The sequence below is a fragment of the Asticcacaulis sp. genome, from assembly GCF_020217185.1.
Lineage (GTDB): Bacteria > Pseudomonadota > Alphaproteobacteria > Caulobacterales > Caulobacteraceae > Asticcacaulis.
Genome location: NZ_JAIWNX010000319.1, coordinates 1 through 14,684, shown reverse-complemented (window position 1 = coordinate 14,684; position 14,684 = coordinate 1). Strand labels below are relative to the sequence as shown.

Below are 14,684 nucleotides of genomic sequence, written 5' to 3'. Positions count from 1 at the left end.
TCGCTCTAAATTTTTGTTTTGTCGCGATGTTTTTGCGGAAAACCGCTCACACTTTTGGCTTCGCCGAACTCCGTTTCCGCACATCGCTCTAAAAAAGAACCCACTGTCGCGCGACAGTGGGTAAGATCTGAGAGAGAAATAAAACCGAACCCGTCTTATGAAGTCTCAAGACCGGGAACCGGGTAAACTACGTGATCAAACACACACTCACGTACTCGCTATACGCCCCGGACCGTAGCAGGCCTTAAGGGGCGTCGGAGCTATGGGGCCATTCCGCGTGGGATCGGCCGAAAGGGATCAGAGCCTCAGACACGTCAGGGTCAAACGGCCAAACCTGTGACCATCATCTCCCTGACATGTGCGCCTTGTCCAGCGATTATTATTTCAATTTGGTTTAATAATGGCAATAGTACTACAATTTGTAAATTTCAATCGCAAATTTTGTTGAAAGCCGATTTTGCAAGTGAAAGCGTCGACGACTTCGTATCGAAATGACCTAAACGCCGTCCATGTCTTTAATAAAAATATAAACGCTATAAAATGTATATATTACGAATAAAATTAGTAAAATTAAGATTCTAAAATCCAAAATTTCTACAACATTGACATAACAGTATGACCCATATGTCACATAAAACAACACTAGAAAAAGTCGAAATCCGTTAGGAAATTTATAATTTGATTTCAATACCCCTTTGGCAGATGAGTAAGCATATTGAACCACTGACTTTAAGTTCCAATCAAATAATATTGATAAACAAAAACCAAAAATAAATGTAAATAAGTATTCATGAATATTGATAGAATAAAATCCATATATATATATTAAGAAATTATCCATTATTATACCCAACAAATTGAAATTTGATACAATTTTTTTAAATAACGGAATATTGAGTGGATCGCACTAATTATGTGTGGTTAAAAATTTACTCAAAGAAACCGAGCTACGCGCTCGGTGAGCCTGACGGGATGTCAGTTTAGCACAGCATCCCTTCAAACGACAGATTCAGCCCGCAAGGAGGATTATCATGCCCAAGAACACTGTTTGCCTGTGGTACGCGCGCGAGGCCGAAGAGGCGGCGCGCTTTTACGCCAGCGTCTTCCCGGACAGCGCGGTGACCGCCGTACATAAGGCCCCGACCGACTTCCCAGGCGGCAAGGCGGGTCAGGTGCTGACCGTCGAATTCACTGTTTGCGGCATTCCCTGTCTGGGGCTCAATGGTGGCGACGCCTTCCAGCAAACCGAAGCCTTTTCGTTCCAGATCGCCACAGAGGATCAGGCCGAAACCGACCGCTATTGGGACGCCATCGTTGGCAATGGCGGCAAAGAGAGCGCGTGTGGCTGGTGCAAGGACCGCTGGGGCCTGTCGTGGCAGATCACGCCGCGTGTTCTTAGTGAAGCCATGAAACAAGGCGGGGCGGTGGCGGAGCGCGTCTTTCAAGCCATGATGACCATGGGAAAGATCGACGTGGCGGCCATCGAAGCGGCAGCGAAAGGGTGAAACTAGCCATTTGTAGCCATGAATGGCTATAAATGGCTAACCAGTCCTGAAATCCGTCTCCGGGCGACTACGCACCCACACTTCGAGCAGAGGGTCGTTAAGCCGCCAGGCGCGCTCTACCTTTTCAGCCACCCCGAGCCGCGACAGGCGACGCAGCGCCGTCTGCACGCGGTCAATGGTCGGCGCCCCCCCTCCCGTCAGGGCCGCCAGACGCGCGGTCGAGCTTTCGGCATAGGGCTGTTCGATATGCTCGGCCAGCAGCCGCAAGGTGGCGCGCTGAAGCGGGCTAAGGCCGCTCCACAGACGGTCAAATCCGAACTGTGCCCCCAGCTCATCGAGCACATGCGTCATGGCTGTATCGGGCGTCAGGCGATCGTGCGCCATCAGCGCGATCAGCCATTGCTGAAAAAACAAGGGGTTGTGCTCAATGCGCGCGAATACCCTCAGCGCGTCGCTCCGTTCGATGCGGCGGCGTGCCTTGGCCCGAAACACCGCCAGTTGATGATCGACAAAGCCGTCATCCAGTACCGGCAGGGTCATCTGGGTGGCGAAGCGGTAAAAGGGCGCTTCGCGGGCATTGAACACCTTGCGCAACCCCTCCTGCGACGAGCCGGTAAAGACCGAGACCAGCCCTGAGCGCCGGCGGTCAAGACTGGTGCGTAGGGCCGCAACGATGGGGGCGGTGTGCGGGCTGCGCGCCACCTCCTGAAATTCGTCGAACAGCAAAAGCGTCGGGTGTTTGTCATCCGCCAGCCGCTCACAATACTGATCGAGCAGCAGCAGGTGATCGTCCTGCGGTTTGCCGCGCAGGCTCCCCAGATCGACCTCGACCTCTGTGCCGCCGGGCGCAGAGAGTTTGAGTGTGGGTGAGAGGTCGCGCATCGCCGTCCCTAACCGGTCGCTCAGCCGCCCACCGCGCAGGGCCGCGTCAAAGGCGTAGAGCAGGCTGGCGATCGGGGCTTCGACCGTCTGCCACAGACTGACATATACCACGCGGTGTTTGCGCGCCTCGGCCAGAGGCGCCAGGTCTTCGCGCAGAAACTCGGTCTTGCCGGTGCGGCGCGGGCCGAACAGACTGAGTGCGGAAGCCGGGCTGTCGATCAGCAGGCTATAGACCTGCTCGGCAAAGGCCCGTCGCGGGAAATGCCATTCCGATTTTGCCATGTTCAACCTCCTGTAGCCACTTATAGCCACGAATGGCTAACTCTGGCTACAGGTCCGTTACAACGACGGCCGCAGACCTTCAGCCCGCACGCGCCAGCCGTTTCTGGGGAAGCCGGGGGCCGCCCCGCCCTGCCCGTCCCAGCCGCCGGCCATCAGGGCGACAGCCAGCAACAGGCTGCCGTTCGAGGGGAAATAGGTCTCCGCCGCGCGCTGATAACCCGGTCCGTCGGGCCCTGTGTCCGCTTGCACGCCCGCCCCGGTCGCCGTCGGGACAAAGGCTGCGGCGTGGGCATCAAGATGCACGCGCGGCGTCATACCGCTTTGGCCATAATGGTTGTTTTTGGCCTCGAAAAACAGCCAGTCAATCGCCTCATCCGGCGCATTCAGCCGCGCGGCCGTCATAGCGATCATCGCGTAGTCCCAGCCCCAGGTCTGGCGCAAATCCCAGTCGCGTTTCATGCGGTCCAGCGTGCGACGCATAGTGGGTTTATCGACATCCCGGCCCGGCAACCAGCCCAGCGGCATCAGAAAGGACGGATGGTCGCGATTCTGGCACGTCTCATTCGGAGCAAGCTCCGAATGTCTGTTTGGTCGCCCATCTGAATCCGAAAACCGCTTCACACTTTTCGGGATGGGCTCAACCGCATTCGATCTGCACGCCCCCGCCGCCTTGTCCCAGAAATCTGGTTCAGAACGCACGGGCAGATAAAGGCCGTCCTTGTGCGGCAGGTCTGGCCATTTGGCCAGCACCACGTCCCAGTCGGGGCGGCGGCCTTTACCCGCCCGCTCGCGCCACGCCTGCGCCGTCTCGATGCCCCAGCGATAATAGGCCACCTCAAAGGCCGGATCATAGGTGGTCAGCGGATCGAAATTCTCCTGCACCGGGATGATCGGCGGCCCCAGCCGGTACGTGCCCGTCTGTTCATCGAGATAGGGGAAAGAGGCCAGCAGGTCGGCGCTCTGCTCGACCAGTTCGCCATAGGTTTTGAGGATGCGTCCGCTGTCGCCTGCGCGATACAAAAGTTCGCACATATAGATGGGGTGCGGCTGCTGCCACATGATGAAGGGTGAGACCTTGGACGGGCTATCGACGCCATCCGGTCCGATCATCTTGGGCCACCACGCGCCTTTTAAGCCCTGTTCGGCGGCGCGTGCCTTTGCACTGGGCAGGAAGGTCACATACCAGCCAAGGCTCTTTTCCAGCAGGTGCGGCCGGCCCCACAGGGCGAAGTGCGCCGAATGCCAGGGGTGCATCTCAAGGTGCGACTTGCCGTTCCAGCTATTGGAGAACAGCCCCTCCTCCTGCGGCGGGAAGGCCCCGGCCGCATTCACCGCCATCAGATATTGCGACAGGATGACCCGGCGTTCCAGCTCCGGCGCGCGCGGGTCGGTCGAACCGCTGAAATCGACCATGCCGCCCTGCGACCAGTAGTCGATCCAGTGCGTTTCAGTTGCCGCCTTGGCCACGGCGGGCTGTGGCAGGGCCGCGATGGGATCAGGCGAAAAGGACGCCATGACGCTCAGGGTCGGGGTTGTCGCGCTGACCCGATAGCTGTGCGGCGCGCTGGCCTCGATAGCGCTCCCCGGTGCGAAGATGGCGGCGTGATAGGTGGTCGCGTCGATCTGGCGTTTCAGGCGCACTTCACCGGCCTTGCGAGACACCTCAGTCGTGGTGTGGGCGGACGGATTGGTCCAGTCCGACGGGTCAGGATTGAGCGTCTTCGACACGCCGGGAAAACGCACGGCGACGCCCAGACGGCCCTGCGCCACCAGAACTGAGGTGACCTCGGCCATGATCGTGTCAGTGTCGGGCACGACGCGGGTCACGACCGTCACGGCCTCATCTTCATAGATAAAGCGGCTGGTCAGGGTGCCGGTCCACAGGTCGAGTGTCTGCCGCGTGTCCTTGATGTCGGCAAAGCGCGCGGGCGTCCCGTCCTTCGCCCGCAGGTCCAGCGACAGCCGTCCCAGCGAGAAGCGATGCGGGTTTTCACGAATCCACGCCACCGCCGGGTTCTTCGCGGCCTCTGCCCAGTCTTTGATATAGCCATAGCGGCGCTTTTGCCCGCGCACGTCGATCTCGATCTGCGTATCGCGGACGGTATAGCCCTGCGGATTGGGGAAGTTGTGCCAGGCCCATTGCGCCTCGGTCAGAAGCGGCGCGATTTTCGAATAAGGCTCTGTAAAGGTCTGAAGCCCGGTAATATCCGCCGTAAAGCCGATATTGCCGTTGCCCAACATCAGCGGCGCGTGCGGATCGACCGTGGTCAGGGTCGGATTGTGGCGGCGGACCAGCGCCTCACGGTCGATGGGCGTCGTTTCAGCCGACACGGCGGGTAAGGCGACCGAGGCACCCGTGGCCGCCGCCGTGAGCAGCAGATGACGACGGGAAAGCGAAATCGGCATGGGCGGTCTTCCTGTAAGGGGTAAGCGGCTATATCCGCAGTCTCTTTATTTGTAATCTTGTATCACCAGAGAGCGGCTTTATCCGCGTCGGGGAGGGGCGGCAAATGTGTCCGGCGTGATATTTTCCCCTTTTCATAATACCGCCATCCCACGATAGCAATCGTATGAACCGCGGCCATTTCTTCACAATCACGCACATTCAATCAAAAAATGACTTGAAAGCCACACTTTTTTTCATGCAATTGCCCTGCTGCGTTGCAATATTTCGCAAGTGAAAGAGATTTCAAAAAATGTGTCGAAATTGAGCATTTTCGTTTACACCCCCCCACGCTTCGAGTATCTATTTTAAAAAATACATTCCGATAAAAGGGACGAAAATGCCATCAGCGAGATGGGTGGGCCTGATTTCCGCCACGAGCCTTGCCGTGTCTATTGTCGCCGGGCCGCAGATGGTCGGGGCGGCAGTGATCGGCACCAATACGCCGGCACCTGAGGTAAGCCTGAGCCGTCTGGGCGAGTTGCCCGCCGCGCAGCGCGTCGTCTGGGCCGACTATATTGCGCGCTCGCAAAAGCAGATGGCCTTCGATAAGGCGACTCTGGCCGCTGAGCTTCAGCCGGGCGAAACCCCGCCCCCGCCACCTGTGGCCGGCAGCGGCAAGATGGCGCTCAATAAAGACACCGCCTGGTACGCCACACCCGAAGCGCGCGCCATGGCCGACACCATCGTCAGCTTTCAGACCCCGTCGGGCGGCTGGAGCAAGAATCAGGACCGCACCAAGCCGCCACGCCTGCGGGGTCAGCGCTTTGGCAATAATGCCGAGACGATGGAACTGAATACGGGCAGTTTTGATGCCCCGCACGACCGCTTCTGGACCTTTGTCGGCACGCTGGACAATGGCGCGACGTGGACGGAGATGCGCTTTTTGGGCCGCGTGCAGGCGCAAGCCCCCGGCCAAGAGGGCGACGCCTATCGCGCCAGCATCCTCAAGGGCATCCACTACCTTTTGATGGCGCAGTACCCCAATGGCGGCTGGCCGCAGAACTATCCGCTGGAAGGCGGTTTCCACGACGGCATCACCTTCAATGACGATGCGGTGGCGCAGGCCGCCCTGCTTCTGACCGACATCGCCGAAGGTAAGCCGGATTTCGCCTTCGTGCCTGCCGATCTGCGCCGCAAGGCCGGTGAAGCTGCCGCGCGCGCTTTACGCCCCATTCTCGATTCTCAGATCGTGGTGAATGGCAAAAAGACCATCTGGCCGCAGCAGGTCGATGCCCTGACGCTCGCCCCCATTTCGGCACGCAATTACGAGATGCGCTCTCTGGCCAGCGCTGAAAGCACGGATGTACTGCTGTTCCTGATGCGCCAGCCCAAACCGTCGGCAGAGGTGCGCGCCGCCATCCATGCGGGCGTCGAATGGCTGAAAGCCCATGCCATCTATGACAAGGCCTTTACCGAGGTCAGCAAGGACGAGGGCCGCAGGCTGATCGACAAGCCGGGGGCGGGTCCGATCTGGTCGCGCAATTACGACATTCAGACAGGGAAACCGATCTTCGGCGACTGGGACAAGTCGATTCAGGACGATGTGAACACCATCTCCAAAGGCCGCCGCAATGGCTATTCCTGGTACGGGTCAGGGCCGAAAAAGGCCATAGATGCCTATGCCGACTGGGTGAAAAAATACCCGAAATAACCTTTTGCGGCGACCGGATGACACCGGTAACCGCAGCTCACAACAACCAATTACACCACCCGGAAGCCAATCCGGGGACACCACAAATGGGAAGGGATTAAGACCATGAAACTTAAGAGCACCGCACTTATGTTCAGCGCCTCTCTGCTGGCGCTCAGTACGGCCAGCGTCGCACTGGCTCAGAACACACCCGCACAACCGGCGGCCAATGCCGACGACGTTCAGGAAGTGATCGTCGTGGGTGCGCGCCGCGCCGAGCAGTCGGCCATCAATCGTAAAAAGCGCGCCGCCACGGCTCAGGACTCCATCGTCGCCGATGACGTTGGTAACTTCCCGGACAAGAATGTCGGCGAAGCCATCGCCCGCATCGCCGGTGTCGCTCTGAATATCACCGACTCCGGCGATCAGGGTGGCTTTAATATTCGCGGTCAGGACGCCGATCTGATCCGCGTGGAAGTCGATGGTATGTCCATGCTGCCGACCGACTCGCAGAACGGGCGGTCGGTCACGGGCCTGAACGACATGTCCTCGGACCTGATCAAGAGCGTGGACGTCATCAAGGGCCAGACCGCCGATATGCGCCCCGGTGGCGTCGGCGGCACGGTGAAGATCGAACAGCGCGGCGGTCTCGACTTCGCCAAGCCGCTGTATAAGTTCAATCTGCAGTATCAGCGCAATACGCTGGACGGCAACTGGTCGCCACGCGCCAACCTCATCCTGACGCGCAAATTCCTCGATAACCGTCTGGGTATCCTGTTCAACTTCACCTATGACGACGCGCGCACCTCAACCGACTTCAACAGCGTGTCGGACAAGCAGGTCGGTTATCAGCCCTTCGGCGATCACGACAATTCGCCGGAAAAGACCTTCATCACGCCCTATGAGCCTACGGCTGCGGCCGTGACCAACAAGGCGGACTGCGCCAAGCTCCCGGTCGCCATTGCGGGCCAGCCAGATCCGTACCGCGACCGCAACCCGCGCCTGACCTGCTATGCGCAGTGGGAAGACTACGCCCCGTCCCTGCCGCGCATGCGTCGCGAAAACCGCCGCGACACGCGCACCTCGTTCCAGCTACGCGCAGACTACCGCGTCAGCGATAATCTGACGGTTTTTGCCTCCTACAATCCGAATATCCGCGAGCAGGATTTTCAGGCCTATAACCTTCAGATCATCGCCCCCTCCGGCTCGACCTCGGCGACCGGCGCGCTGAGCACCAATATGCGCAATGTCGTGGTCAATGCGAACCACTACATCACCTCCTACGACCTGATCCGTGGCAATGGCGTCACCACGCTGAACTATGACAGTCAGGTCCGCGACATCCAGCGCACCAATGAACAGCATTACAGCCAACTCGGCGCGGATTTCAAAAACGACCAGTGGCTGGCCAAGGCCCGTATTCAGTACGGCTTCTCCAAGGGTGAGCGTGAGGATGACGCCTTCAAGATCATCGCCTCCATTCCCCGCGCCTCCTTCCGGGTCATCCCGGAAAACGGACTGTGGACTTTTGACGTACCGTCGTTCGATCTGAACAACCCGGCCTCCTACTACCCGTCATCGCCGGACAATTCCTCACCCGTGCGTCCGGGCGTCTTCCAGAACCCAACAACAACGGCGCGACTGGAATATACGCCGCAGGCCGACAAGAACAACGAGATCAATTATCAGCTTGATGTGACGCGGTTCTTCGAAAATTTCGGCCCGCTGAAGACGGTCAAGTTCGGCGTCTCGCATACCGACCGTCAGAACGAAACCTGGCGCGAAGGCGGCTTCAACATCGCACCGGGCGTTACCCTGTCGCGGGCCCGCAGCCTCGACTATGTGCGTTTCTGTGACCCCAGCGTGGCCGGCGCCAATTGCAAATTCGGTTCACGCACCCTTGTGACCAGCGCGACCAGTCAGGATCGTCTGGAAAAGGAGCACATGCTGACGCGCGAACAGTATCAGGAGCTAATCAACAACAGTCTGATCACGCTGCCGGGGGCCAACTATTTTGAAGGCATGCCGGACCGTGGTGGCCTGATCGACTCGTGGAAGGCATTCGATTTTGACAGCCTGTTCGGCACGTTAAGTCAATATGCCGACCTCAGCCACCATACCCTCGATTGCCTCTATAGCTGTATCGCGTCCGACGGCAAAACCTATGAGCGCCCCAGCTATTCGACCAGCGAGTTGACCACTTCGGCCTATCTGATGGGCGATTTTGAAACCCGGCTGTTTGGCATGAACGTCATGGGTAACCTCGGCGTCCGCTATCAGAAGATCAAGGTCGAGGCCGCGCCGTCCGTCATCTTCCAGACGACGACACTGAACCCAACCCTTGTCGCCGCCATCCGCGCAGGCGGCACGGGGATCGATCCCACCGTTACCACCTTTGTGTCCCGACGCGAAACCGAGGTGATGCGCGAATCCGACGACTTCCTGCCCAGCCTGAACCTCGCCGTCTGGCCGATCGAGGACCAGTTGGTGCTACGCTATTCCATTGCCAAGCAGCGCGCCCGCCCCAGCATGGCCCAGCTTACCGGCACCTCGGCCGCCACCTGCAACTATATCAGCCCGGCTGATCAGGCGACGCTCGAAGAGCTTGGTACTGCCTTCCCCGGCTACTGGAATGACGCTGACCCTGAAGCAGAGTCGGAGCCGGTCAACGACCGCCGCTGCTCCGGTCGCATCGGCAATCCGGAGCTGAAGGGTTATGAGGCCACCACCTCCAACCTGTCGCTGGAGTGGTATCCCAACAAAGATACCCAGCTCAGCCTCGCCACCTACACCATCGACGTCAAGACCAATCGGCCGGAGTCGATCACGCTCCCCGAATACGAGCTGGAGGGTAACACCTACATCGCCCCCACCTATGAAGACGGCCCTCCGGGCCTGAAGCAGACCGGGTTTGAAATCGCTGGCCGTACGGCATTCACCTTCCTGCCCTGGTACTTTAAATACACCGGTGGCGGCTTCAACTACTCAACGACCGAAAGCAATGAGAGCTTTACTGCCGTTGATCCGATCACCGGCAAGGCTCTGCCGCCGCGCGGACAGTCTGACTACTATTACAACGTCAATTTCTGGTACGATGATGGCCGTCTCAACGCCCGCGTCGCTTATCAGCAACGGACCTTCTATTACGACCGTATGGATGCCAGCGAAGGCACCAACCGCGTACCAAACGAAGCGACGCAGAACCTCATCGGTATCAATCTGGAGCCCTATGGCGGTCAGACCAGCTACTTCAAGACTGTGACGCCGGTCTTCAAGAACGGTGCGAAATCGCTGGATGCGCGCGTCTCTTATAAGGTCAACAAGAAGCTGGAGCTGTTTGCCGAAGGCAAGAACCTGCTCGATGACACGGTGACGCGCTATGCGCCGCAAGAGTACCGCGACGCCGGCGGGGCACCCTATGTCTTCGATACCCTCTACTACGGTCGCCGCTACTATTTCGGCATCATCACCACCTTCTAAACCCTTTCAGTACGCGTAACTTTGCCCGTAACTGAGTCCGGCCCCTTTCACCGGGGCCGGACCTTTTTAAGGACGTTTCCCATGACCCCGCACCCGCGCCTGAAACACGCCACCCTGTCGCTGGTCATGAGCGCCCTTATGGCCTCATCCGTTGGGGCCGCCGATGCGCCGCAGACAACCCCCGTGGCGGGGATCGAAGCGCGCTGGCTCACCCCACCGCCGCGCCCGAATACGACCTTTGCCCCCGACCGCGTGCCGAGCCGTCAGGCGGTGCTGCCCGTGCTGGAATACGTCGCCGCGTCACAAATCGCCGATATGAGCCGCCGCCCGATCCAGCTTTCGACCGGCTCCAACCTCTCTGAAATTTCCTCCAACTGGGTGGCGGCCACCTTCTATGTCGGCGCGGCGCGACTGGCGCGGATCAGCGACAATCCCGACACCCTGCGCTTTCTGACCGCCACGGCGGAGCATTATCATTACGCCTTTCGCGGCGCGCGGGCCGAGCGCCTGATGCTCAATGCCGATGAGCTGGCCATCGGCGACCTCTATCAGGAACTTTATGCGCGACGAGGCCAGCCGGGCGTGCTGATGCCCTTGCAGCAGCGCCTCGATTACATGGTGCCGCACCTCAACCGTCCGCAGGAAACCGAAGCCCTGATCTGGTGGTGGAGCGACGCCCTGTTCATGGCCCCGCCGGTGCTGGCGCGACAATCAGCCCTGACCGGCGACCCGAAATACCTCAGGGCCATGGACAAAGAATGGCGGCGCACCGCGGCGCGCCTGTGGGTCGAACAGGACCGCCTCTTCCTGCGCGACGAGCGTTTCAAGGACCAGAGCCATCTGGGCACCGACGGCAAGCCGATCTACTGGGCGCGTGGCAATGGCTGGGTGATGGGGGGCCTTGTCCGCGTGCTGGACGCCATGCCCGCCGAGTTTGAAGGCCGTGCCTTCTATGTCGATATCTTCAAAAAGATGGCCAGCCGCCTGATCGAATTGCAGCAGGCCGACGGCCTGTGGCGCAGCGACCTCAATGACCCAAAGGGTTATCCCGAAGCCGAAACCTCCGGCTCGGCCTTCTTCGTCTATGCGCTGGCCTGGGGGATCAATCATGGATTACTGGACCGCGCCACCTATCAGCCGGCGGTGACGAAGGGCTGGGCGGCGCTCAATCGCCACGTCCTGCCCAATGGCCTGATCGGCGCGGCGCAAAAGACCGGCGACCGCCCGGTCCCGACCAAGCCCACCGATGTCGGCCCCTACGCCACCGGGGCCTATCTGCTGGCCGGGATCGAGGTGATGGGTCTCAATGAACCGGTGCAGAGCCTGCCCGAAGCGCCCCTGCCCCGCGATAGCGACGACGCCATCCTTGCCACCACGCCGCAGCCCATCGCGCCGGTGACCGTGGTCGGTGACGTCGAAAAGGCGCGCCGTGAAGCCGAGATGAAGGCGACGCGCGCCCTCGCCTACGATCCGGCAACGCTGAAACGCCCGGCCCCCATCGAAAAGCTGACGCCGCCGGCGGATCAGACGCCGCGCGCCGTCGCCCGCTTTGCGCCGGATCGTCTGGATGACCTCCTGTGGGAAAACGACCGCGTGGCGCACCGCATCTATGGCCCGGCGCTGGAAGTGCGCGAAGCCCCGTCCGGTTCCGGCATCGATGTATGGGCCAAGCGCGTGCGCTATCCCTTCATGGACCGGCAGCTGAAATTCCCCAACTACCACACCGACCGCGGCGAAGGGCTCGACTATTACGATGTCGGGCGCGGACGCGGCGCGGGCGGGCTTGGCATCTGGTACGACAACAAGCTGTGGACCTCGCGCAACTTCTCGACCTACCGCATCGACAAGACCGGCGGCGATGAGGCGAAGTTCAGCGTCGATTACCGTCCCTGGCCCGTCGATGTTGTGCGCAAGGTGTGGGAGACGCGCACCTTCTCGCTGCCGCTGGGGTCGAACTTCACGCGCATGACCTCGATCCTACGCTCGGATACCCAAGACCCGCTGATCGTCGGTATCGGCATCAACAAGCGTAAGAGCGATGGCGGATCGGGCGTGGTGATGAAGGACGCCAAGGCGGGCATTTTAAGCTTCTGGGAGCCGGATGTCGGGGATCACGGCCATATCGGCATCACCATCGCCGTTGATCCGGCCATGGTCGAAGGCTTTGCCGAGGACGCTGAAAACTATCTGATTCTGGTGCGCGTCACGCCGGGCCAGCCCTTCACCTACTATATGGGATCAGCCTGGGACGGCGGGCTTGATTTCAAGTCGCGCGAGGCGTGGGACGCTTTCGTCAAAACGCAGACCTTCAGCTTTAAACCTGTAAAGTAAGGAGTACCCCATGTCGGATTCGACCCGTCGTACCGCGTTGAAGGGCCTGTGGGGGGCCTCGGCCCTACTGCCTCTGATCATGGGGCAGGCCGCGCAGGCGCAAGCCCCCGCAGTGCCCGCAACGGCACCGCCCGGCCAGGCTCCGCGCGCCTTTACCGATCCAAAGACCGGTCGTCGCGTGATACGGATTTCCGATGAGGACGGCTCCGGCGTGCTTTACTTCTATCGCCCGGCCTATACGCCGCAAGGCGATGTTATGGTGATCAAGTCGCCGTCGGGCATTGTGGCCGTGCGTTTGAGCGACTGGAAGACCAGCCTGCTCGTCAAGGGCAAGGACAACGATCTTCTGTTCATGATGCGCACCACGCGCGAAGCCGTCTATGCCGTCACCGACGCAGGTGAAGGCGAGGCCGAAGACCGTCCCAAGACGCTCTACGCCATCCATGTGGACACCAAAAAGGTGCGCAAGCTGACGCGCATCCCGGCGGGCCGGATCACCGGATCCAATGCTGATGACACCCTGCTGCTGGGGCAGGTCGCCTATGGCGCCAAGCCCTTGCAGCCCAAGGACAAGGGCTCGCTGGAAAAGTTCGGTCAGGCCGAATACGCGGCGCTGGGGCCGGACGGCAAGCCGCTCAACTTCGCCAAGGCCAAGGGCGTGCGGATGCTGGAACGCTGGGCGGCGCGCGTACCGGCGGAGCTGTTCACCATTGACCTGAAAACCCAGGCACGCCGCGTCCTGTTCAAAACCGAGGAGTGGATCGGCCACGCCCAGTTTTCACCGACCGACCCGACCCTGATCCGCTTCTGCATGGAAGGGCCGTGGCACCGCGTGGATCGCATCAAACTCATCCGATCCGACGGCACGGGGCTGCGAAGCGTACACACCCGCAGCATGAATATGGAGATATGGGGCCACGAATTCTTCAGCCACGATGGCAAATGGCTGTGGTACGACCTGCAAACCCCGCGCGGTCAGGTCTTCTGGGTGGCGGGCCTTGAACTCGCCACCGGCAAGCGCGTGTGGAAGCGGCTGGAACAAAACGACTGGGGCGTACACTTCAACATCGCGCCCGACAATAAAACCTTTGCCTCGGACGGTGGCGACGCCGACATGGTGGCCCACGCACCCGACGGCAAATGGATTTCGCTGCTGGAGGCCGAAACCATCGTTGATGCCGACCTGCCCTCCTATGATGAGACCCTGATCACGATTGAAAAGTTCAGGGCGACGCGGCTGGTCGATATGGGGGCGCACGACTACCGGCTTGAGCCCAATCTGCGCTTTACGCCGGATGGCCAATGGCTGGTCTTCGTTTCCAACATGCACGGCGCCAACCACGTCTATGCGGTCGATGCGCGGCCGGGGGTGACCGGCTGATCATGTTTGAAAAGACCTATTACGCCACCCACCCCGACCAACTGGCGCTCGCCGATACGCAAGACCTGCGCGACCGCTACCTGATCAGCGGCCTGTTCGCCCCCGAAGCGGTCAGACTGAACTACCTGCATCAGGAGCGCCTCGTGATCGGCGGGGCCGCCCCGGTACAGCAGCGCGTCGGCCTGCCCGTGGTCAGCGAGCCCGCCTCCGCCGCCGGATCATCTTTTCTGGCGCGCCGCGAAATAGGCGTGGTCAATGTCGGCAGCGGTGCGGGCGTGGTGCGCGTTGACGGCGTCGCCTACGCGCTCAGCCCGCTCGACGCCCTCTATATCGGCGCGGATACGGGCGATGTGACGTTTGAAAGCGTGGACGCCGCGACCCCGGCGCGCTTCTACCTGGCCTCTACCCCGTCGCATTTCAGCTACCCCACCCAGCACATCCCCCTGTCAGGCAGCCACCCGCTGGAACGCGGCAGCCTTCAGACCTCAAACGAGCGCATTATCCATCAGTTGATCGTCCCGCGCGTCTGCCGTTCGGCGCAGTTGCTGATGGGCCTGACCCTGCTCAAGCCCGGCAATGTGTGGAACACCATGCCGCCGCACCTGCACGACCGCCGCTCGGAGGCCTATTTCTATTTTCAGATGGGTGAAAGCGATCGCGTGTTTCACTTCATGGGTCAGCCGGGCCACACCCGCCACCTCGTCTGCGCCAACGAAGACGCCATCATCTGCCCGCCGTGGTCGATCC

Annotated in this window: 8 protein-coding genes; 6 read left to right on the top strand and 2 right to left on the bottom strand. The window is 60.4% G+C overall.

Annotated elements, in window-relative coordinates; all coding sequences use genetic code 11:
- Positions 1-1,031: 1,031 nt before the first annotated feature.
- Positions 1,032-1,505: a VOC family protein gene (locus LDL37_RS16395; RefSeq protein ID WP_290799979.1), complete on the top strand. Its 474-nt coding sequence runs from the start codon at positions 1,032-1,034 to the stop codon at positions 1,503-1,505.
- Positions 1,506-1,541: 36 nt separating this feature from the next.
- Here the strand turns inward: LDL37_RS16395 and LDL37_RS16390 are convergent, their stop codons facing one another.
- A complete protein-coding gene (locus LDL37_RS16390; RefSeq protein WP_290799977.1) occupies positions 1,542-2,669 on the bottom strand; it encodes a hypothetical protein in 1,128 nt (375 codons plus the stop codon).
- A gap of 57 nt (positions 2,670-2,726) precedes the next feature.
- Positions 2,727-5,075, bottom strand: a complete 2,349-nt coding sequence (locus tag LDL37_RS16385) for a hypothetical protein (protein ID WP_290799975.1) — start codon at positions 5,073-5,075, stop codon at positions 2,727-2,729.
- A gap of 377 nt (positions 5,076-5,452) precedes the next feature.
- On the opposite strand from LDL37_RS16385, the gene pelA reads away from it, so the two are divergent.
- The 5 genes from pelA to kduI all read left to right on the top strand — a co-directional run.
- Complete coding sequence (pelA, locus tag LDL37_RS16380) at positions 5,453-6,766, top strand: pectate lyase (protein WP_290799973.1); 1,314 nt, start codon at positions 5,453-5,455, stop codon at positions 6,764-6,766.
- Between the two features lie 105 nt (positions 6,767-6,871).
- A complete protein-coding gene (locus LDL37_RS16375) occupies positions 6,872-10,225 on the top strand; it encodes a TonB-dependent receptor (RefSeq protein WP_290799972.1) in 3,354 nt (1,117 codons plus the stop codon).
- An 81-nt stretch (positions 10,226-10,306) separates the two neighbouring features.
- Positions 10,307-12,556: a glycoside hydrolase family 88 protein gene (locus LDL37_RS16370; protein ID WP_290799970.1), complete on the top strand. Its 2,250-nt coding sequence runs from the start codon at positions 10,307-10,309 to the stop codon at positions 12,554-12,556.
- A gap of 10 nt (positions 12,557-12,566) precedes the next feature.
- Positions 12,567-13,937: an oligogalacturonate lyase family protein gene (locus LDL37_RS16365; RefSeq protein WP_290799968.1), complete on the top strand. Its 1,371-nt coding sequence runs from the start codon at positions 12,567-12,569 to the stop codon at positions 13,935-13,937.
- 2 nt (positions 13,938-13,939) lie between these two features.
- Positions 13,940-14,684 (top strand): 5-dehydro-4-deoxy-D-glucuronate isomerase (gene kduI, locus LDL37_RS16360; RefSeq protein ID WP_290799967.1); only part of this gene is annotated, 745 nt, incomplete at its 3' end.

Bases quoted from the DNA above. Each gene is read 5' to 3' on its own strand.
- LDL37_RS16395 (WP_290799979.1), top strand. From the start codon at position 1,032: ATGCCCAAGAACACTGTTTGCCTGTGGTACGCGCGCGAGGCCGAAGAG.
- LDL37_RS16390 (WP_290799977.1), bottom strand. From the start codon at position 2,669: ATGGCAAAATCGGAATGGCATTTCCCGCGACGGGCCTTTGCCGAGCAG.
- LDL37_RS16385 (WP_290799975.1), bottom strand. From the start codon at position 5,075: ATGCCGATTTCGCTTTCCCGTCGTCATCTGCTGCTCACGGCGGCGGCC.
- pelA (WP_290799973.1), top strand. From the start codon at position 5,453: ATGCCATCAGCGAGATGGGTGGGCCTGATTTCCGCCACGAGCCTTGCC.
- LDL37_RS16375 (WP_290799972.1), top strand. From the start codon at position 6,872: ATGAAACTTAAGAGCACCGCACTTATGTTCAGCGCCTCTCTGCTGGCG.
- LDL37_RS16370 (WP_290799970.1), top strand. From the start codon at position 10,307: ATGACCCCGCACCCGCGCCTGAAACACGCCACCCTGTCGCTGGTCATG.
- LDL37_RS16365 (WP_290799968.1), top strand. From the start codon at position 12,567: ATGTCGGATTCGACCCGTCGTACCGCGTTGAAGGGCCTGTGGGGGGCC.